We start from the raw sequence: 19,108 nt of genomic DNA on the forward strand, positions 1-19,108 counted from the left end.
TGTGCCAATGCGGCGCAGACAAGACCGCGCATGCGCGAAAAGGTGCCGCACATATTCGTCATTTCGCCGCCCGGAGGGCTGCCGTACGGCATGGTTAAGGAATGATTGCCGGAATTCCTACAAATTGCGCAAAACCGGGGCGGCCTTCTGTCCGAGGATGCGCCAAGTGCCCGCGAGCCCGAATCCGACCGTCAGCACGAGCGCGGTAACCAGCGTCCCGGCGGCGACACCCGGCAGCAATTGCCAGGGCAGGTTCATGATCTGCGTGATCACGAACCATGCGGCAACCCCGCCCGCGAAGAGCGCAAACAGCGCGGTCGCCGCCCCGAGCATGAGATATTCCAGCGAGAAGGCCCCGATCAGCATTCTGCGGGTCGCGCCGAGCATCTTCAGCACGACGGCATCGTGAACGCGCGCCCTGTTTCCGGCGGCAAGCGCGCCGCCCAGTACGAGCACCGAGGAAATCAACGCCACGGCGGCTGCCGCCCTGATTGCGGTGGCAAGCTGGCCGATCAGCCGGTTGACGAGATCGATCGCATCCTTGACGCGCACAGAGGTTACGGCCGGAAAGGCCTGCGTCACGTCGCGCAGGATCCGGGCTTCGCGCGCCGTGTCCGCATCGGGCAGGGTGAGCGTGGCGAGCCAGGCATGCGGCGCGCCGGCAAATGTGTTCGGCGAAAAGACCATCACGAAATTGATGGCGAGCGATTCCCACTGGACCTGGCGCAGATTGGCGATGCGGGCGGTGATGTTGCGGCCGAGCACATTGATCGTCACCGTATCGCCGATGCCGACGCCAATCTCGCCGGCTTCCTCGGCGGAGAAGGAGACCAGCGGTTCGCCGGCATAGTCCTCCGGCCACCAGTCGCCCTTGGCCAGCGTGGAATTTTCCGGCAAGACGGGCGAATAGGTGATGCCGCGGTCGCCGCGCAGAACCCAGCCGCCTTCGGGCGGGAGTTCCATCGTGGCGACGTCCTGTCCGTTGAGTTCCACGATGCGTCCGCGCAGCATCGGCACGCGCTGGAGAACGGCTTCCGAACCGGCCTCGTCCGTCAGCAGCGTCGAGAAATCCGAGATGATGTCGTTCTGGATGTCGACGAAGAAGAAGTTCGGCGCGCGCTCGGGCAGGTTTCCGGAGATCTGGCGGCGCAGATTGCCGTCGATCAGCGCGAGGCTGACCAGCAGCGTCAGGCCCAGGCCGAGCGACAGGACGACGGACGGTGTCAGCGCGCCGGGGCGGTGGATATTGCCGATGGCGAGGCGGAGCGAGGTCGAATGCACGCGCGGCGCACGTTTCGCCAACGCCTGGACACCGATCGAAACCGCCCGCAGCACGCCGAAGGAAAAGGCGATCCCCGCAAGAAAGGTCATCGCGATATTCCGGCTGAACGACGTTTCGACGGCGAGCCACGCCAGAAGCGCGATCAGCAGGATCGCGGCGGCTAGGTAGGCCGGTCGCGGATTGGTTTCGCCGTCGAAGGTCTGTTCGCGGAAGAGCGCGGTTGCGGGAATGTCGCGGGCGCGGCCGAGCGGCAGGATCGCAAAGGCCAGTGTGGTGATAACCGCGAAGGCCGTGGCCAGCGCCAACGCACCGGGATAGAGCCCTTGGCTTGCGGGGAGCGGAACGAAATCCGCCAGCGCCCAAGCCGCGACCCACGGCATGAGCGATGCGAGGACGAGGCCCATCGCGATGCCGACCCCGGCGATGGCCAGGATCTGGATCAGATAGACCAGCGTCACGAATCCGCCCGGCGCGCCGAGGCATTTGAAGGTGGCGATCACATTGCGCTTGGAATCGAGGAAGGCGCGCACCGCATTGGCGACGCCGACACCTCCCGTCACCATCGCGGTGAGGCCGACCAGGGTGAGGAACTGCGCGAAGCGTTCGATATTGGCCGTGAGGGATGGCGCGGCATTGCCGCGATTGCGGATCGACCAGCCGGACGTGCGGTATTCGGTGTTGGCGCGTTCCTCGATGGCACGCAATTCATCTGTCGTCGTTCCGGCAGGGGTGCGGATCTTGTAGACATATTCGACGAGCGAGCCGGGCTGGACGAGCCCCGACGCGTCGAGACCGTCGAGCGAGACCAGAAGGCGCGGGGCGAAGGCGAAACCGTCGGAAACGGCGTCGGGCTCGCTTTCGATCACCGCCCGCAACTCGAATGTCGCATTGCCGAGCCGGACACGGTCGCCGGTTTCGAGGCCGAGCCGGTCGAGCAGTATCTGCTGGGTCGCGGCACCATATACGCCATCGCGTTCGCCGAGCAGGACGTCTCGCGCCATGTTCGGCCGCGTGACGAGTTCGCCATAGAGCGGATAGGCCTGGTCGATGGCCTTCAACTCGACCAGCGACTGGTCCGACTGGTCCTCGAGACGCGCCATCGAGCGCATGTCGGCCAGAACGGCCACGTCGCCGAGAGAATCGAGGAAGGCGTATTCGTCGTCCGTGGCGGTGCGGTGGTTCAGCTCGAAACGCAAGTCGCCGCCGAGGATGACCTGGCCTTCCTGCTCGATCCCGTTGGTCACCGATTGCGATACCGCGTTGACGCCGCCGATCGCCGCCGTGCCGAGCGCGATGCAGGCAAGGAAGATGTAGAAACCGGACAGGCCTCCGCGCAGTTCGCGCAGCGCGAAACGGAAGGCGAGCGCAATGCTGCGTCGAAGCGGCATCCGGTTCATTCGGCCGCCTTGTCGAAATCGCCGCGTTCGCGGACCTGCCCGGAATCGACGGAAAGCTGGCGGTCGCACTGTCCCGCAAGCTCGGGGTCATGGGTGACGAGAACGAAGGTCATGTCGCGTTCACGCTGCTTGGCGAACAGCAATTCGGAAATCAGGTGGCCGGTCGCGCCGTCGAGATTGCCGGTCGGCTCGTCGGCGATCAGGATTTTCGGATCGGGTGCGAGTGCGCGGGCGATGGCAACGCGCTGCTGTTCGCCGCCGGACAATTGTCCCGGATAATGCGTCAGCCGGTCTTTCAGGCCGACAGCGGCGAGTTCGGCCTCCGCCTTTTCAAAGGCGTCCCGCTCGCCGGCCAATTCGAGCGGCACGGCGACATTTTCCAGCGCGGTCATGTTGGGGATCAGATGGAAGGACTGGAAGACGATGCCGATATTCTGGCCGCGAAAGGCGGCGATGGCGTCCTCGTTCATCGTGTTGAACGTTGCGCCGGCGACCGTCACGGTTCCCGAATCCGGGCGTTCGAGGCCCGAAAGGACCATCAGAAGGGTCGTCTTGCCGGATCCTGACGGCCCGACCACGCCAACCGATTCGCCGCGGCCGATTTCGAGGTCGACGGATTTGAGCACATGGACGGCGTTGACACCGCCCCCGAGCCGCAAATCCACGTCGGTGAGGGAAATCAGCGCTTCTGTCACGGGAAAACAGTCCTATATGTGCGGCGATTGGGTGAAAATGGTATCGGACACGCAATGTTCAAATCTTTAATCCGCATTTTTCTCCTCGCGGGCGCGTTGGTCGGCTGTGTTTCGGGTGCCAGCGCGGACACGCTCAAGGGTGTCGGATTTGGCGACAGCCTTATGGCTGGCTACCAACTCGCCCCAGGCGAGGGGTTTCCGGAGCAACTCGAGGACGCTCTCAAGGCACAAGGTCACGATATCGTGATCGCCAATGCCGGCGTTTCCGGCGACACGACGTCCGGCGGGCTTGCGAGGCTCGACTGGTCGGTGCCCGACGATACGGATTTCGTGATCCTGGAACTCGGCGCGAACGACGCGCTGCGCGGCGTCTCCCCGGACCTCACGCGGGAAAATCTCGACGCGATGATCTCCGGGCTGAAGGCGCGGGGCATCGATGTCATCCTTGCGGGCATGCTGGCGCCGCCGAATATGGGCGACGATTACGCCGCGGCCTTCAACCCGATCTATCCCGACCTCGCCGAAAAACATGATGTCACGCTCTATCCGTTTTTTCTCGACGGCGTGACGGCGCAGGAAGACAAGCTGCTCGCCGACGGGATGCACCCGAATGCGGTCGGCGTCACGGAGATGGTCGGGCGTTTTCTTCCGCTCATGGAGGATTATCTCGCCGGCCGCGAAAGCTGACGCCTGTGGAGCGGCGAAACGCCGCCGGAATTTTAGCCTTGCACCGCCGGGCGGTCCGTGATTCGATTCAGGTGTGGACAGGGTGATTTGCCCGTCACGCCACGGACAGAGAAGGGAGAGCGCCATGCCGCGTTTGTTTGCCGCCCTTGAAATTCCGCACACTGCGGCGATGTCCCTTTCACTGTTGCGAGGCGGTCTCCCGGGCGCCCGCTGGATCGATACCGAGAATTACCATCTGACGCTGCGCTTCATCGGCGATGTCGAGCACCACATGGCCGACGAGGTCGCCCATGCGCTGGACAGGGTGCGGCGCTACGAGTTCAAGCTCGGCCTGTCCGGGTTGGGTGTCTTCGGCGGAAAGAAGCCGAGGGCACTGTTCGCGACACCCACGGCCTCGCCCGACGTCATCGAGCTGCAGGCCGAAATCGAACGTATCTGCCAGCGTTTGCGCCTGCCGGCCGACCCTCGCAAATTCACGCCGCATGTCACCATTGCCAGGCTGCGCAATACGCCGCCGGAGGTCATTGCGCGCTATCTTTCCAGCCGGGGCAACTTCTTCGTGCCGCCGTTCACGGTCGGCCGTTTCGTGCTGATGTCGTCGAAGGAATCGGTTGGCGGCGGTCCCTACATCGTCGAGGAAAGCTATCCGCTGACCCCGCGCATGTCGGCGCCAAGCTTCTCGAACAGCGAACCCGCGGCAGCGCGGATCATCCGGTAGACTTCCTCGAACCCGTCATCGCCTCCGTAATAGGGGTCTGGCACGTCGCGCGGCGTGCCTGTGGAAAAATCATGGAATTCGGCGATCCGGGCGCGGCTCGAGGCGGGCGCCATCGCCGTCAGGTTCGCCACATTCGACCGATCCATCCCGAGGATGAGGTCGAAACGGTCGAAATCGGAACCCACCACCTTTCGGGCGCGCAGCCGGGAGAGGTCGATGCCGTGACGCCGGCCGACTTCGACAGAACGCGGATCGGGCGGATTGCCGACATGCCATGCGCCCGTTCCCGCCGAATCTATTTCGAAGCGGCGGGCCGCGCCGGCGGTTTCGACAATGTCGCGAAAGACGGCTTCCGCCAGAGGCGAGCGGCATATATTGCCGAGGCAGACGAAGAGGATCGACTTTCGGTTTTCGTGCGTCATGTGTAACCCGAAGCAGAGAAGGAAGCCGCCATGTCAAAACCCAAACTGGATGCCGATGCAATTGCCGCCGGGCTGGAAAAGCTCGAAGGCTGGACCGCGAGCGAGGACGGCAACGCCATTCACCGCAAGTTCAAATTTGCGAATTTTCGCAAGGCATTCGCCTTCATGAGCGAGATGGCGATGGTCGCAGAGAAGATGAACCACCATCCGGAGTGGTTCAATGTCTACAACCGGGTCGAAGTCACGCTGACGACGCATGATTCGGGCGGCGTGACCGAGCTCGATCTTTCCCTCGCCGAGGCGATGAACAAGGCCGCCGCTTGAAGCATCGGGCGGAAAATCCCACATTGTAGCCATGACTGGAACCGGCAACGGCATGGACGAGGCACGGATCGGCGAGATCCTGGAACCGGGCTCCGAGGAGGAGCAGGGCCGGCGCGAGAAACGCGTGCGCGAACGATTCTGGGCCACCGCGAAGAAAGCGGCGCGGCGCGTTCCCTACATGGATGAGGTCGTCGCGGCCTATTTCTGCGCGCTCGACCCGAAAACGCCGGCCAAGGTGCGCGGCACGCTGCTGGCGGCGCTCGCCTATTTCATCCTGCCGATCGACATCATTCCCGATTTCATCCTGTCGATCGGTTTCGGCGACGACGTCGCCGTGCTGATGGCCGCGATCGGCGCGGTTCGCGGCAGCATCACTGATGCACATCGCCTCGCGGCCCGCCATGCGCTCGCCGATCACGACATCGATACGCCGGCGGACGATGACAAGCCGACAATCGACCTCTAACGACGCAAACACTTCCGAAAACCAGACGATCGCCATTCTCGACGCGGCCTATGGAAACGGCTTCGCAGCCGGCGCATGCGTCCTTATCGATGATGTCGCGTCGGCTGCACCTCTCGCCACGCGGCTGATCGTCTTGGCGCATGAGGCCGCGGATTATCGTGCCGGTGAGTTCTACAAGCGCGAACTGCCGGTATTGCTTGCCCTGCTCGACGGGTCGGATGCGCCGGATCTGATCATCATCGACGGTTATGTGCATCTCGGCGCCGACGGCCGTGCCGGTCTCGGTGCGCACCTGCATGCGGCGCTTGGCGGGCGTGTTCTAATCATCGGCGCGGCCAAGACCCCGTTTCGTGGCGACGACTGGTCGTCGCCCGTCTTGCGCGGGCAAAGCACGCGCCCGCTGCATGTAACGGCTGCCGGCATGGAGAGCGGTGACGCGGCGCGGATCGTCCGATCCCTGCACGGCCCGTACCGTATCCCGGCCATGTGCAAGCTTGCCGACAAATTGGCGCGCGAAGCGCTTGCCGATGCCTTGGCGAAGGCCGCCGATCCGGCATAGATCCGGGTTTACGGATCGATGTCGATCAGTTCGTCTGCCGATATCGTTTTGCGCAGGCGTCCGAAGGCCAGCCGAATGCGCGATTTCACCGTTCCGAGCGGCAGCCCGGTCTCCTCGGACAATTCGCTGTGCGACATGCCGAGATAGAATGCCTTGCGGACCAGTTCGAGCTGCTCGGCCGGCAGTTCGTCCAGCGCCGCGCGCACCCGCTCGTCGCGTCTCTCCGCGTCGAGCATCGCGTCGGCAGGCTCGGGTTCCTCGGGGCGGAATACCGGATCGTCGGGATCGAGCAGGTCCGACCGGTCTCGGCGCACGAGATCGATCCTGCGATTGCGTGCAATGCGGAACAGCCATGTGCCGAGAGAGGATTTCGCCGGATCGAACAGGGTCGCCTTGTGCCACAGCACCATCATCACCTCCTGGGTGATTTCCTCGGCCTGCCCGGAATCGAGCGACAGGCGGCGCAAATAGGCATTGATGCGCGGCGCGAAATAGTCGAACAGCTCGGCGAATGCCGACTGGTCCCGGGTCTCCGCAATTGCGCGGGCGAGCGATGCGAAATGCTGATGCTGCGCGTTCGTCATGCGGTTGCCGGTATGCCGGGACCTCTCTTATCGGACATGGTCAAAGGGGATTTTGCCCCGGGACGATGATAGTTCCGTGACGTCGCTCCTGTCATCCGCTTTGGGAAACAAAGTCAAACTGTTGCCTCTTTCAGGGCACATTTCTCGTGCGTTGGGACAACGTGTCGCGAGGCCGAGGACGTTGTGACGGAAATCGATAAACTCATTTGCGTTTCGTTCACAGTTTGGTAACCCTGCTTCATCCAGATTGGGCTGGCCAAATCCTCAAGTTTCATGCGTGACCGATACGAACCGGTAGGGAATATGTTCATCCACACGAAAGCTATTGCGGGATTGATGGCGGCTGGAATGGTTGCGGCGAGCGCAGCCGGCGCCTGGGCGCAAACGCCGACACGAATCGGCGATTACAACGACTGGAGCGCTTTCAGCTACAATTCCGGCGGCTCGAAAGTCTGCTACACGCTCTCCGTTCCGATCCCCGGATCCGAGAAGCCAAGCGGCGTCAATCACGGCACCAATTTCTTCATCGTCACCCAGAGGACGAATCAGAACGTCTCCTATGAGCCGCAGTTCATGGCGGACTACAGTCTGCAGGACGCCTCCAAGGTGACCGTGACGATCGGCGATCAGAGTTTCACCTTCTTCACGAAGGAAAAATCGGCTTGGGCGGAGAATGCCGCACAGGAGCCGGCGCTGGTTGCCGCGATGAAGGCGGGCTCGAAGATGACCGTGACGGCGACATCCGCACGCGGTACGAATACGAGCTACGATTATTCACTGTCCGGCGTGACCGCATCGCTCAACGCCATTCAAGACTGCAACTGACGGTTTTTGTCATCCTTTGCGGATGGATGCCGGGCATGACCCGGCTTTCGCCGTTTGCGGTGGCGTGACGCGGCGTGCGGAGTGTGTTATTGCGCGCGCTTCTTGAGACATGACGGATTGACCATGGGCGTTTCTATCGACCTGACCGAAAAGGCTGCGCGCGACCTGCATGGCGCGCGGGCTTCCGCAGCGCCGGCCGAAAAGCCGACGCTGATCGGCTTGACGCGTCCGCAGCTGGCGGAGGCCCTGAAGGACGCGGGCGTGCCGGAGCGGCAGGCGCGCATGCGCGTACAGCAGATGTGGCACTGGCTCTATGTGCGCGGCGTCTCCGACTTCGACGACATGACCAACGTCTCGAAAGATCTTCGTGCGCTGCTCAGGGAACGGTTCTCCATCGCGCGGCCGGAAATCGTCGAGGAGCAGATTTCCAATGACGGCACGCGCAAGTGGCTGCTGCGCTTCCCGCCACGCGGTGCCGGTCGGCCCGTCGAGGTCGAAACGGTCTACATTCCCGAAGAGGGGCGCGGCACGCTGTGCGTCTCGAGCCAGGTCGGCTGCACGCTGACCTGCACCTTCTGCCATACCGGCACGCAGCGGCTGGTGCGCAACCTGACATCGGAGGAAATCGTCTCCCAGGTGCTGCTGGCGCGCGACCGGCTTGGCGATTTTCCGGACCGGGACACGCCGCAGGGCGCAATCGTTCCCTCGGAAGGCCGCAAGGTCTCCAACATCGTCATGATGGGCATGGGCGAGCCGCTCTACAATTACGACAATGTCCGCGACGCGCTGCTCGTTTTCGCCGATGGCGACGGCCTGTCGCTGTCCAAACGGCGCATCACGCTCTCGACCTCGGGCGTTGTGCCGGGGATCGTCAAGATCGGCGAGGAGACCGGCGTCATGCTGGCGATCTCGCTGCATGCGACAAACGACGAACTGCGCGACGTATTGGTGCCGATCAACAAGAAGTATCCGCTCAAGGAACTGCTCGATGCCTGCCGGGCCTATCCCGGCCTGTCGAATGCGCGCCGCATCACCTTCGAATATGTGATGCTGAAGGGCGTCAATGACAGCCTCGCCGACGCGAAGGACCTGGTGCGGCTGCTCAAGGGCATCCCGGCGAAGATCAATCTGATCCCGTTCAACAAATGGCCGGGCTCGGCCTATGAATGTTCCGACTGGGAAGAGATCGAGAAATTCGCCGATTTCATCAACGCCAACGGCTATGCCTCACCGATCCGCACGCCGCGCGGACAGGACATCCTGGCTGCCTGCGGCCAGCTGAAATCCGCGTCTGAGCGCATGAAGAAGACCGAGCGTCTGGCCTATGAGGCGATGATGATCGCCGGCCATGGCGACTGATCTCAGCGCGCCTGCGTGAAAAGGATCTTCACCGCGAAGGCGGAGAAGACGCTTGCCATCAGCCAGTCGATCACGCGCGTGACGACAGGTTTCCGCCTCAGCGTTTCGGACATCCAGCCCGCCGCCAGCACCATCGCGGAGGTGATCGGCACCGCGATGACGATGAACATCGCGCCGAGGAAGAAGAACTTGCCGGTCGCATGCGGGTCGCCCGTCGCGACGAATTGCGGCAGGAACGTCATGAAGAACAGGATGATCTTCGGGTTGAGCAGGTTGATTCCGACACCGGTCAGGAAGCTCGCGCCGACATGCGGCGCCTGACGGCGTTCCGTCTTCATGGTCAGAGACGATCCCCTGCGGATGGCATCGGTTGCCAGCCAGACGAGATATCCGGCGCCGATAACCTTCAGCGCGGCAAAGGCGGCCGGCGCGGCGACGATCAGCGCCGACAGGCCGAGCGCGACCATCGCGGTGTGCACGACAATCCCCGCATAGGCGCCGAACATGCAGGCAAAGCCCGCCGCGCGGCCCTGGCTCAGCGTGCGCGACAGGAACAGCGTCATGTCGGGGCCCGGCGTGATCGCCAGGACGATCGCGGCGACCGAGAAGGCGGCCAGGGTCGGCCAGTCGGGCATGAAGGCGGGCATTGCGCGTCTGAAGTCCTCGGCGGATCGCTCTTGAAGGTCGAAACGCACCATGCCACAGGGAACGTCAACCCAACAGAGGCCCCGACATCTTGACTGCCCCGAAATCCGACAATCCGTTCGGACGACTGGCCGACCCGCTTGTCGCCACTGTCCTTGCGGCATCCTGGCTGCTGCTGCTGTTGCGCTTCCGGTTGGCACCGGAGATCGACCTGGCGGTTGCGGGTTGGTTCTTCGACGCGGAAGCCTGTGCGGCGAGCGTGGCACCCAACGGCCGGAGTTGCGGGGGATTCCTCTACTCCGAATCCGGATTTTTCGGTTTGATCCGGGAGATACTGCATCCGTTGGCGGCGATTCTCGGGATCGTCATGCTGATCGTCGTTGCGGTCGATATCCGGAAGGGCCGGCGGTGGCGCAATCCCGGTATTCGCATGAAGGTGGTGCTTCTCGCCACCCTGATCCTCGGGCCGGGTCTGATCGTCAACGGCGTTCTGAAAGCCTATTGGGGCCGGCCCCGGCCAAGGGTGACGGAGGATTTCGGCGGAACGCTGCCTTTCGTCGAAGCGGGCAGTATCACCGATTACTGTAGCGCGAACTGCTCCTTCGTATCCGGCGAGGCGGCCGCGGCCGGGTGGTTGATGTGCATCGCGCTCCTTTTCGCGGTGCATCGCCACCGATGGGCTGCAATCGTGGTCGGCGCGGTGTCGGTGTTCATGGCCGGCCTGCGCGTCGCATTCGGGGCGCACTACTTGTCGGATGCCGTGCTCGGTTTCCTGATGACGGTGGCGATTTTCTCAATCCTGGCCGCCATTTCGGAAGCACGCGAGCGCCGCAGGGCCTGATCGGGCGCAAAGCGCTTGCGCGACGCCGCAAACGCAATATGGTGCGCGCGATTTCCCCGATCCGTTATCACTGGACAAGAACAGACATGAGTGCCGCACACAAAGACGTCAAGAAAGTCGTGCTCGCCTATTCCGGCGGGCTCGATACCTCCATCATCCTGAAATGGCTGCAGACCGAATTCGGCGCCGAGGTGGTGACCTTCACCGCCGATCTCGGCCAGGGCGACGAGCTGGAGCCGGCACGCAAGAAGGCCGAGATGCTCGGCATCAAGGAAATCTACATCGAGGATGTCCGCGAGGAGTTCATCCGCGATTTCGTCTTTCCGATGTTCCGCGCCAACACCGTCTATGAGGGCGTCTACCTGCTCGGCACGTCCATCGCGCGGCCGCTGATCTCCAAGCGTCTCGTCGAGATCGCCGAGGAAACCGGCGCGGACGCCATCGCGCATGGCGCGACCGGCAAGGGCAACGACCAGGTTCGCTTCGAATTGTCGGCCTATGCGCTCAACCCGGACATCAAGGTGATCGCGCCGTGGCGCGACTGGGCGTTCAAGTCGCGTACCGATTTGATCAACTTCGCGCAGGACCACCAGATCCCGGTGCCAAAGGACAAGCATGGCGAGGCGCCGTTCTCGGTCGACGCGAACATGCTGCACTCGTCATCCGAGGGCAAGGTGCTCGAGGATCCCTGGGAAGAGGCACCGGAATACGTCCACATGCGTACAGTCTCGCCGATGGACGCACCCGACCAGCCCACCGACATCGAGATCGAGTTCAAGAACGGCGACGCCGTGGCGTTGAATGGCAAGGCGATGAGCCCGGCGACCCTGTTCGCCGCCCTGAACGATCTCGGCCGCGACAACGGCATCGGCCGTATCGATCTCGTCGAGAACCGCTTCGTCGGCATGAAGTCGCGCGGCGTCTACGAGACGCCGGGTGGCACCATTCTCCTGCATGCCCACCGGGCGATGGAATCGATCACGCTCGACCGTGGCGCGATGCATCTGAAGGACGAATTGATGCCGCGCTACGCGGAGTTGATCTATAACGGCTTCTGGTTCTCGCCCGAGCGCGAGATGCTGCAGGCCGCGATCGATCATTCCCAGAAGGATGTCGAGGGCACGGTGCGGCTGAAGCTCTACAAGGGCAATGTCATCACCACCGGCCGCAAGTCGCCGAAGTCGCTCTATTCGGAGGAACTCGTCACGTTCGAGGACGATCACGGCGCTTACGACCAGAAGGACGCCGCCGGCTTCATCCGTCTCAATGCGCTCCGCCTGCGCACGCTCGCCGCGCGCAATCGCAAGGGCTGAGCCGCATCACTACGCAGCGGGCGCGGTGATCTCGTCCTGCATCCGCTGCGTTTCGTCTTCCTCGCGCCGTGCCTTTGCGGTGACGCGGGAGAACAGGAGATAGGTGAAGAAACTCGTCATCCCCATTGTCGGGATGACGACCGTGATCGACAGCACGGGATCCCCGATCAACGTGCCGGTCACGCCACCGGTGAAACCCGACCCGATCTGGAAGAAACCGACCATGGCGGAGGCTTGTCCGGCGATGTGGGGAAAGGGGCGCATGCCGGCCATCAGCATGTACGGCATCATCATCGCCACGCCGAAAGAGCAGATCGCGACCGGAACCATGATCGTGAACAGGGCCGGTCCGACAAGGTTCGGAACAATCGCCAGGGAAATGCTTCCCGTCAGGATCATGATAAAGCCGGGCAGGACCGCCTGACGCGGTGTAATCCAGCGCATGAGCAGCCGGAACGCCACGGACCCGGTCATGAAGGCGCCGGACTGGAACAGCATGGACAAGCCGAACTGGGTCGGCGTCAGGCCGACGACGTCGATCAGGACAAATGGCAGGATCGTCGCCAGCGCGTAGAAAATCCCGACGCCGCAGGCCACTGCGACGGATGCGGTCATGAACTCGGCATTGGAAAGCAACTGACCGTAGGATCGCGCGATCCTGAGCGGCCGGAGGCGTGACAGGTCGGGCACGATCGTTTCGCGCAGGGCAAAGAGCCCGATGGCCGCAATCGCGAAGCCGAACATCGCCATCATCACGAAGACGGAGTGCCATCCCGCCAACCCGATCATGACGCCGCCGATCGCGGGCGACATGGCCGGCGCGATCGCCAGGATGATTCCGACGAGATTGAGAATGCGCGCGCCACGGTCGCCGGGATAAAGATCGCGTATGATCGCGCGCGATACGGTTACGCCGATCGCCGCGCCGATGCCCTGGACCAGCCTTGCGGCCATGAGGATCTCGACCGACGGCGCGAGGACGGCTCCGAGGCTTCCGAGGATATAGATCGAAATGAATACCAGGGTCGAAGACCGCCGGCCGAATGCGTCGGCAATCGGGCCGGCGAAAAGCTGCGAGAAGGCGAAACCGGCGAAATAGGCCGTGAGCGTGGCCTTGATCACGCCCGGCGTGCTGTCGAAGGCCCTGACAAGTTCGGGCATGGCGGGGGTGTAGAGCGCCATCGATGTCGGACCGAGAGCGACGAGGGCGGAGGCGATCAGCGTGGTCCGGCGCACGCTCATGACGGGCTCGGTCATTGGCCCGCCTCGTCGTCGTCAAGAGGTGTCGAGAGTTGGCGGGCAAGGTTGGAGCGGGCGCGGCGAAGCGCCGCCATCAGCGTTTCGCGTTCCGCCGGGTCCAGCCCGTCCAGCGTCTGCTCACGCATGCCGGCGGCCTGCTCGACGACGGCGTCGATCAATTGCCTTGCCGTGTCGGTTGTCCGGACCTTTTTTGCGCGCCGGTCGTCCGGATCGGTTTCGCGCACGACAAGGCCCTGTTTTTCGAGCCGGTCGATATAGCTGCACGCGGTCATCGGCTCGACGCCCATGCGTTCGGCGATCTGTGTCTGCCGGCGGCCTTCCCGGGCGGCGATGTGAAGCAGCGTCCGGGCCTCGCCCGGCGTGATGCCGAGGCTGGCGGCGGCGATGCGGCGTTCCAGCATTGCGCGCGACATGCGCGCGATGTCGGTCACTATGAAGCCGAATGCATCCGGATCGACCAAGGGGCGGCTTTCGTAAGCAAGAAAGATAATAAGGCAGGCTTAGTATATTGCGACGCGCTGTCAAGCGCCGATTTCGCGCCAGTCGGCGCTTGCACCCGTTCCGGGGCCCCTCTACAGCTTTGAAAACAGGCGGGTCGGACGGGATCGAACGGTGGCGGTGAAGGGGACAGGCAGGGCGACTGTGGCGGCCGAAGGCGTCGTGCCGAATGCCGCGTCGTACACGGTGCGTGTCCGCCGTCTCTCGTTTTTCCTGGCGCTTGTTGCGGTGGTGCTGGCCGTGGCCGGAACATGGTTCTGGATCGAACGCGAGCGCGAACCGGTCACGCTGGCCGTCGCGACCGGACCGCTCGGCTCCGACACCTACAATCTGATGCGTGAGGTGGCCGACGTCGTGGCGCGGCACTCCGAGACGGTGCGGCTCGACATTCGTGCCTCGCGCGATTCCTCGGAGAATATCGCGCGTCTCAACACCCACGATGTGGATCTGGCTGTGATCCGGTCGGATACGCCGGTCGTTTCGGACGTGCGTGTGATCGCACGGCTGTTTCCGGATCTTTTCCAGATCATCGTGCGCGGCGATACGGCGATCCGCGCGGTGACCGACTTGGCGTCGGGCTCGGTGTCCATCCCGCAATTCGGCACCGACGCCTTCCGGTCCTTCTGGGTGCTGGGCGATCATTACGACTTGCCGATCGACCAGTTCGACTGGCGCGCCGAACCTTTTGAAAAAGGGGCACAGCGATTGCTCGCGGGCGATGTGGATGCGCTCTTCACGATCCGGTCGTTGCGCGATTTCGATCTGATCCGCCTGTTCGAGGATGCGCAGCTGAAGTCGATATCGTTGCGCTATGTCCCAGTCGGACAGGCGGAGGCGATTGCGCTGAAACGTCCGTTCCTGACAGCCGGCGCCATACCGCAGGGTGCCTTCACGGGCGCGACGCCGGTGCCGTCTCGCGATACGCCGACGGCGGCGGTTGACCGCATTCTCGTCACGCGGACCGGAGTGGGCGCGGAGGCGATCCGTGAAGTAACGCGGATCCTGTTCGAATATCGGCTCGACCTGACGATCCGCTTCGCGCTGGCGTCGGCGATTGCCGCGCCCGACACGGATGCCGGGCTCAGCGTGCCGCTGCATGAGGGCGCGCAATCCTTCTATAATCGCGACCAGCCCGGGTTCCTGCAGGAAAACGCCGAACCGCTGGCGCTTCTCGTGACCGTGTTGACCCTGATCGTCTCGGCGTTGCTGGCGTTACGTTCGCGTTTCGTCGCGAACCAGAAGAACCGGGCGGATACCTATAACTACCAGTTGCTGGAAATACAGAAGCATGCCGAGGATGCCGCCGATCCGGTCGAGCTGCGGCGGCTGAAGCAGGAACTCAATGCCGTGTTGGAAACCGTCGTGGTCGCGCTCGATACCGATGCGGTCACCGACGAGGGTTTCCAGTCCTTCTCGCTCCTGTGGGACGCGGTGCGCGAGACGATCAACGACCGAATGGTCGAATTGTCGAGAACGCGACGCCCGGCAACACGCCATTGACGGTTGCGGCCCCTTCTGACCTTGGCAAGACGGGCCGCACCGCCTAGCTGATAGGCGACACGTCATCACTCGAAGGACCCGCCATGACCGCCTCTTCCGCCGCCCTGACCGACTGGACCGGACCTTATGGCTTGCCCGATTTTACGGCGATCAGGGACGAGGATTTCGAACCGGCGATCCGCGACGCCTTCGCGGCGCATCTCGGCGAGATCGCGGCGATCGCCGCCGACCCGTCCGAACCGAGTTTCGAAAACACGATCGAGGCGCTGGAGAAAGCGGGCGAGGCCCTCTCGAGAGTGTCTGCCATCTTCTTCAACCGTGCCGGGTCGCACACCAATGACACGATCCGCGCCACCGAGCTGACCGTTTCGCCACTTTATGCCCGCCATCGTACCGAGATCGCCATGAACGGTCCGCTCTTCGAGCGGGTCGATGCGCTCTGGCAGATGCGCGACGAACTCGGGCTCTCGACCGAGCAGATGCGCGTGCTCGAACGGCGCTGGAAGGGCTTCGTGCGTTCGGGCGCGGCGCTGGCCGGCGATGACCGGACCCGTTACGCGGCCATCACCGAGCGGTTGGCGACGCTCGGCACGCAGTTCGGCCAGAACGTGCTCAAGGACGAATCCGACTGGATGCTTCTGCTCGAAAGCGAAGACGATCTCGCCGGCCTGCCGGGGTGGCTGGTCGATGCGCTTGCCTCGGTCGCCGAGGAGCGCGGCCATCCCGGGAAGCATGCGGTCTCCCTGTCGCGTTCCATCGCCGACCCCTTCCTGACGTGGTCTTCGCGTCGCGACCTGCGCGAAACGGTCTACAAGGCTTGGCTGGCTCGCGGCGAAAATGGCGGTGAGACCGACAATGGCGAGGTTATTGCCGAAACGCTGAAGCTGCGCCAGGAACAGGCGGCGCTGCTCGGCTATGCGACCTATGCCGCCTACAAGCTCGACGACACGATGGCGAAGACGCCGGACAATGTCGGCCAGTTGCTCGACACCGTCTGGGAAAAAGCGGTCGCGCGGGCGAACGAGGAAGCCGGCGATATCGCCGAGCTGATCGTTGCGGAAGGACACAACTACCAGCCGGCGAAATGGGATTGGCGCCATTATGCGGAAAAGATCCGCCAGCAGCGCTTCGATTTCTCCGATGACGAGGTGAAGCCCTATATGCGGCTCGACAAGATGATCGAGGCCGCCTTCGCCGTGGCGACCCGGCTTTTCGGCATCACCTTCGAGGAAATTCCGGATGTGCCGCTTTATCATCCGGATGCGCGGCTGTGGTGGGCGAAGAACCCGGACGGATCGCACCGGGCGCTGTTCATCGGCGATTATTTTGCGCGGCCCTCGAAGCGCTCGGGCGCGTGGATGAGCGGGCTGCAGTCGCAGTCGAAACTCCTCGGCGAGACGCCGATCATTCTCAACACGATGAATTTCGCCAAGCCGCCCAAGGGCAAGCCGGCATTCCTCTCATTCGACGACGCACGCACGCTGTTTCACGAATTCGGCCATGCGCTGCACGGCATGCTGTCCGACGTGACCTACCCGTCGGTCTCCGGTACGTCTGTTTCGCGCGACTTCGTGGAACTGCCGTCGCAGCTCTACGAGCACTGGCTGACCGTGCCCGAAGTGCTGAACACCTACGCGCTGCACTCCGAAACCGGAGAACCGATGCCGAAGGAGCTGCTGGACAAGGTGCTAGCAGCGCAGACCTTCAATGCCGGCTTCGAGACGGTGGAATACACCGCTTCCGCGCTGGTCGATATGGCCTATCATGCGCGGCCCGACGCGCCGGAAAAGCCGCTCGACTTCGAGGCGAAGGTGCTCGCCGACATCAGCATCCCCGATGCCATCGCGATGCGGCACCGCTCACCGCATTTCCAGCACATCTTCGCCGGCGACGGCTATGCCGCGGGCTATTATTCCTACATGTGGTCGGAAGTGATGGACGCCGACGCTTTCGCGGCCTTCGAGGAGACCGGCGATCCGTTCAACGCCGAGATCGCCGAAAAGCTGAAGACCCACATCTATTCATCCGGCGGCACGGTCGATCCGGAGGACGCCTACACGGCGTTCCGCGGTCGCCTGCCGACACCGGACGCGATGCTGAAGGGGCGCGGGCTGATCTGACCCGCCGGTCGGCGCATCCGAAAATTATCGGGTTCCCGGCTTCTCCTTTTCGTGAACCGCAGCTATAGGACGGCGAGGGCCTCGGGCGCCCGCCGCCTGCGGACGAAAGTCACGGTGAAGTCCCGCCAGTCGTAGCCACTGACCCTCGAAGCGTTTCGAAGGTGGGTAATGCAGGCTCCCATCATGCGCGAAACGCCTCTTGCGGGGAGTGTGCCATGCCGACTGAATTCTCGTCCGAAAACCGGTTCCTGACCGCGCCGACCGGGCGGCTTTTTGCCGCCAACGCGCTGCCGATGCTGCTGATCATGACCATTAGCGGCCTGCTGAATGTCGTCGATGCGGCCTTTCTCGGCCATTTCGTCGGCGCGGACGCGCTGACCGCCGTCAGCATCGTCTTTCCGGCGGTGATGATAACCATAGCGCTCTCGACGCTCGTCAGCGGCGGCATGTCGAGCCTGCTGGCGCGACGCCTTGGCGCCGCCTCTCGCGACGGCGCGGCGGCGGTCTTTGCTCACGCGCACGGTCTGTCGCTCTTCGTCTCCCTGCTGCTGATCGTGACCTTCGCACTCGGCGGGCGCGTCGCGGTCGACCGGCTCTCGGGCGGCGAACCCAATGTCGCCGGCATGGCTTACACCTATCTGTCGATCATGATTTTCGCGACGCCGGTGCAATTCCTGCTCGGGGTTCATGCGGATGCATGGCGCAACGAGGGCCGGGCAGGGCTGATGGCGGCGATGTCGGTCGGCGTAACGCTCGCCAATATCGCGCTCAACTACGTTCTGATCGTCATGCTGGACTTTGGCGTCGCCGGTTCGGCATGGGGAACCGTGCTCGCGCAGTCGCTCGGGCTTGTGCTGCTGGTCGGCATCCGGCTGCGCGACGACGATTTCCTTCCGCTCTCGTCGCTTCTTAAATATCGCTGGACCGGACAATGGCGCGAGATGCTGTCGCTCGGCGCGCCGCTCAGCCTGAGCTTCATCGGCATCGCGCTGGTTTCAGCAACGGTGATCGCGACGCTGCGTTTGACCGCGGGGAGGGTTACTCCGATACCGTTGCGGCCTATGGCATCGTGACGCGCATTCTCAGCTTCGCCTTCATGCCGCTGATGGCGATCTCGCTGGCGATGCAGGCCATCGTCGGCAACAATGTCGGGGCAGGGCTCTTCCGACGCTCGGATGCGGCGCTGCGCCTCGCGGTCATGGTTTCATTCGCCTACTGCCTTGGGCTGGAACTGCTGTTCATCGGTCTGAGCGAGCATATCGGCGCGCTGTTCGTCGGCTCCGACGCGGTCGTCGCGAGGACCGGGGCCATCCTGCGCCCGATGGTGTCGTTCTATCTCTTTTCCGGCCCCGTGCTGGTGCTCGCGCTCTACTTCCAGGCCGCCGGCCGGCCGCGCCGTACCGCGTTGCTGACGCTGGTGCGGCCATATTTGCTGGTCCCCGTCCTGATATTCGCATTGACAGCGACATGGGGGACGCAGGCGCTGTGGTTCGCGTTTCCCGCCGGCGATGCGGCGGTCGCGCTGATAGCGGGGCTGATTGCGTTTGACGGGTTGAAAGGCAGCCGGGCGGGAACGGGCTTCGGGCTCGGGCCGGCCGCCGATCGGGCGTGAG

20 protein-coding genes are annotated in these 19,108 nt (G+C 63.6%); 13 read left to right on the plus strand and 7 right to left on the minus strand.

Annotated features, from left to right (window positions below; genetic code table 11):
* Positions 1-117: 117 nt before the first annotated feature.
* Both ACQK2M_RS03660 and ACQK2M_RS03665 read right to left on the minus strand, forming a co-directional pair.
* Positions 118-2,670 (minus strand): ABC transporter permease, encoded by a 2,553-nt coding sequence (locus ACQK2M_RS03660; protein WP_425419977.1) that lies wholly within the window; start codon positions 2,668-2,670, stop codon positions 118-120.
* Between the two features lie 5 nt (positions 2,671-2,675).
* Positions 2,676-3,374: an ABC transporter ATP-binding protein gene (locus ACQK2M_RS03665; RefSeq protein WP_425416673.1), complete on the minus strand. Its 699-nt coding sequence runs from the start codon at positions 3,372-3,374 to the stop codon at positions 2,676-2,678.
* Between the two features lie 54 nt (positions 3,375-3,428).
* Between ACQK2M_RS03665 and ACQK2M_RS03670 the strand changes: the two genes are divergently transcribed.
* Positions 3,429-4,061 (plus strand): arylesterase, encoded by a 633-nt coding sequence (locus ACQK2M_RS03670; protein ID WP_425416674.1) that lies wholly within the window; start codon positions 3,429-3,431, stop codon positions 4,059-4,061.
* A 124-nt stretch (positions 4,062-4,185) separates the two neighbouring features.
* Positions 4,186-4,779, plus strand: a complete 594-nt coding sequence (gene thpR, locus ACQK2M_RS03675; protein WP_223477508.1) for an RNA 2',3'-cyclic phosphodiesterase — start codon at positions 4,186-4,188, stop codon at positions 4,777-4,779.
* Here the strand turns inward: thpR and ACQK2M_RS03680 are convergent.
* On the minus strand, positions 4,704-5,201 hold the full coding sequence (locus tag ACQK2M_RS03680) for a low molecular weight protein-tyrosine-phosphatase (protein ID WP_425416675.1): 498 nt from the start codon (positions 5,199-5,201) through the stop codon (positions 4,704-4,706). The two genes, thpR and ACQK2M_RS03680, sit on opposite strands and share 76 nt — an antisense overlap.
* Before the next feature lie 30 nt (positions 5,202-5,231).
* On the opposite strand from ACQK2M_RS03680, the gene ACQK2M_RS03685 reads away from it, so the two are divergent.
* From ACQK2M_RS03685 to ACQK2M_RS03695, 3 genes are read left to right on the plus strand one after another with little or no spacing between them, the layout of a single operon-like run.
* Entirely contained in the window at positions 5,232-5,525 is a 294-nt protein-coding gene (locus tag ACQK2M_RS03685) for a 4a-hydroxytetrahydrobiopterin dehydratase (protein WP_425416676.1), read from the plus strand.
* A 52-nt stretch (positions 5,526-5,577) separates the two neighbouring features.
* A complete protein-coding gene (locus ACQK2M_RS03690; RefSeq protein WP_223477707.1) occupies positions 5,578-5,991 on the plus strand; it encodes a YkvA family protein in 414 nt (137 codons plus the stop codon).
* Positions 5,966-6,550, plus strand: coding sequence for an endonuclease V (locus ACQK2M_RS03695; protein ID WP_425416677.1), 585 nt, complete (start codon positions 5,966-5,968; stop codon positions 6,548-6,550). Before ACQK2M_RS03690 ends, ACQK2M_RS03695 begins: the two co-directional genes overlap by 26 nt.
* A gap of 8 nt (positions 6,551-6,558) precedes the next feature.
* On the opposite strand, the gene ACQK2M_RS03700 is transcribed toward ACQK2M_RS03695, so the two are convergent.
* On the minus strand, positions 6,559-7,134 hold the full coding sequence (locus tag ACQK2M_RS03700) for a sigma-70 family RNA polymerase sigma factor (RefSeq protein ID WP_223477504.1): 576 nt from the start codon (positions 7,132-7,134) through the stop codon (positions 6,559-6,561).
* A 303-nt stretch (positions 7,135-7,437) separates the two neighbouring features.
* On the opposite strand from ACQK2M_RS03700, the gene ACQK2M_RS03705 reads away from it, so the two are divergent.
* Positions 7,438-7,959 carry an invasion associated locus B family protein gene (locus tag ACQK2M_RS03705; protein ID WP_425416678.1) on the plus strand — a complete coding sequence of 174 codons (522 nt, stop codon included), beginning with the start codon at positions 7,438-7,440 and terminating at the stop codon, positions 7,957-7,959.
* 123 nt (positions 7,960-8,082) lie between these two features.
* On the plus strand, positions 8,083-9,318 hold the full coding sequence (gene rlmN / locus ACQK2M_RS03710; protein WP_425416679.1) for a 23S rRNA (adenine(2503)-C(2))-methyltransferase RlmN: 1,236 nt from the start codon (positions 8,083-8,085) through the stop codon (positions 9,316-9,318).
* 2 nt (positions 9,319-9,320) lie between these two features.
* Here the strand turns inward: rlmN and ACQK2M_RS03715 are convergent, their stop codons facing one another.
* Positions 9,321-9,965, minus strand: a complete 645-nt coding sequence (locus tag ACQK2M_RS03715) for a LysE family translocator (RefSeq protein ID WP_425416680.1) — start codon at positions 9,963-9,965, stop codon at positions 9,321-9,323.
* A gap of 89 nt (positions 9,966-10,054) precedes the next feature.
* On the opposite strand from ACQK2M_RS03715, the gene ACQK2M_RS03720 reads away from it, so the two are divergent.
* Positions 10,055-10,804 carry a phosphatase PAP2 family protein gene (locus ACQK2M_RS03720; RefSeq protein ID WP_425416681.1) on the plus strand — a complete coding sequence of 250 codons (750 nt, stop codon included), beginning with the start codon at positions 10,055-10,057 and terminating at the stop codon, positions 10,802-10,804.
* Positions 10,805-10,890: 86 nt separating this feature from the next.
* Positions 10,891-12,117 (plus strand): argininosuccinate synthase, encoded by a 1,227-nt coding sequence (locus tag ACQK2M_RS03725; protein ID WP_425416682.1) that lies wholly within the window; start codon positions 10,891-10,893, stop codon positions 12,115-12,117.
* A gap of 9 nt (positions 12,118-12,126) precedes the next feature.
* Here ACQK2M_RS03725 and ACQK2M_RS03730 read toward each other — a convergent pair whose 3' ends face one another.
* Together ACQK2M_RS03730 and ACQK2M_RS03735 are read right to left on the minus strand one after the other, a co-directional pair.
* Positions 12,127-13,374 carry a multidrug effflux MFS transporter gene (locus tag ACQK2M_RS03730; protein WP_425416683.1) on the minus strand — a complete coding sequence of 416 codons (1,248 nt, stop codon included), beginning with the start codon at positions 13,372-13,374 and terminating at the stop codon, positions 12,127-12,129.
* Complete coding sequence (locus tag ACQK2M_RS03735) at positions 13,371-13,838, minus strand: MarR family winged helix-turn-helix transcriptional regulator (RefSeq protein ID WP_425416684.1); 468 nt, start codon at positions 13,836-13,838, stop codon at positions 13,371-13,373. The genes ACQK2M_RS03730 and ACQK2M_RS03735 overlap by 4 nt, the downstream gene beginning before the upstream one ends.
* 151 nt (positions 13,839-13,989) lie before the next feature.
* Here ACQK2M_RS03735 and ACQK2M_RS03740 point away from each other — a divergent pair, with 151 nt between their 5' ends.
* From ACQK2M_RS03740 to ACQK2M_RS03755, 4 genes are all read left to right on the plus strand, one after another.
* Positions 13,990-15,375: a TAXI family TRAP transporter solute-binding subunit gene (locus tag ACQK2M_RS03740; RefSeq protein WP_425416685.1), complete on the plus strand. Its 1,386-nt coding sequence runs from the start codon at positions 13,990-13,992 to the stop codon at positions 15,373-15,375.
* An 83-nt stretch (positions 15,376-15,458) separates the two neighbouring features.
* Positions 15,459-17,495 (plus strand): M3 family metallopeptidase, encoded by a 2,037-nt coding sequence (locus ACQK2M_RS03745; RefSeq protein ID WP_425416686.1) that lies wholly within the window; start codon positions 15,459-15,461, stop codon positions 17,493-17,495.
* Positions 17,496-17,710: 215 nt separating this feature from the next.
* Positions 17,711-18,568 carry an MATE family efflux transporter gene (locus ACQK2M_RS03750; protein WP_425416687.1) on the plus strand — a complete coding sequence of 286 codons (858 nt, stop codon included), beginning with the start codon at positions 17,711-17,713 and terminating at the stop codon, positions 18,566-18,568.
* On the plus strand, positions 18,565-19,107 hold the full coding sequence (locus tag ACQK2M_RS03755) for an MATE family efflux transporter (protein WP_425416688.1): 543 nt from the start codon (positions 18,565-18,567) through the stop codon (positions 19,105-19,107). Before ACQK2M_RS03750 ends, ACQK2M_RS03755 begins: the two co-directional genes overlap by 4 nt.
* The last annotated feature ends 1 nt before the right edge of the window (position 19,108 follow it).

It is taken from the genome of Oricola indica (assembly GCF_965227485.1).
GTDB classification, from domain to species: domain Bacteria; phylum Pseudomonadota; class Alphaproteobacteria; order Rhizobiales; family Rhizobiaceae; genus Oricola; species Oricola indica.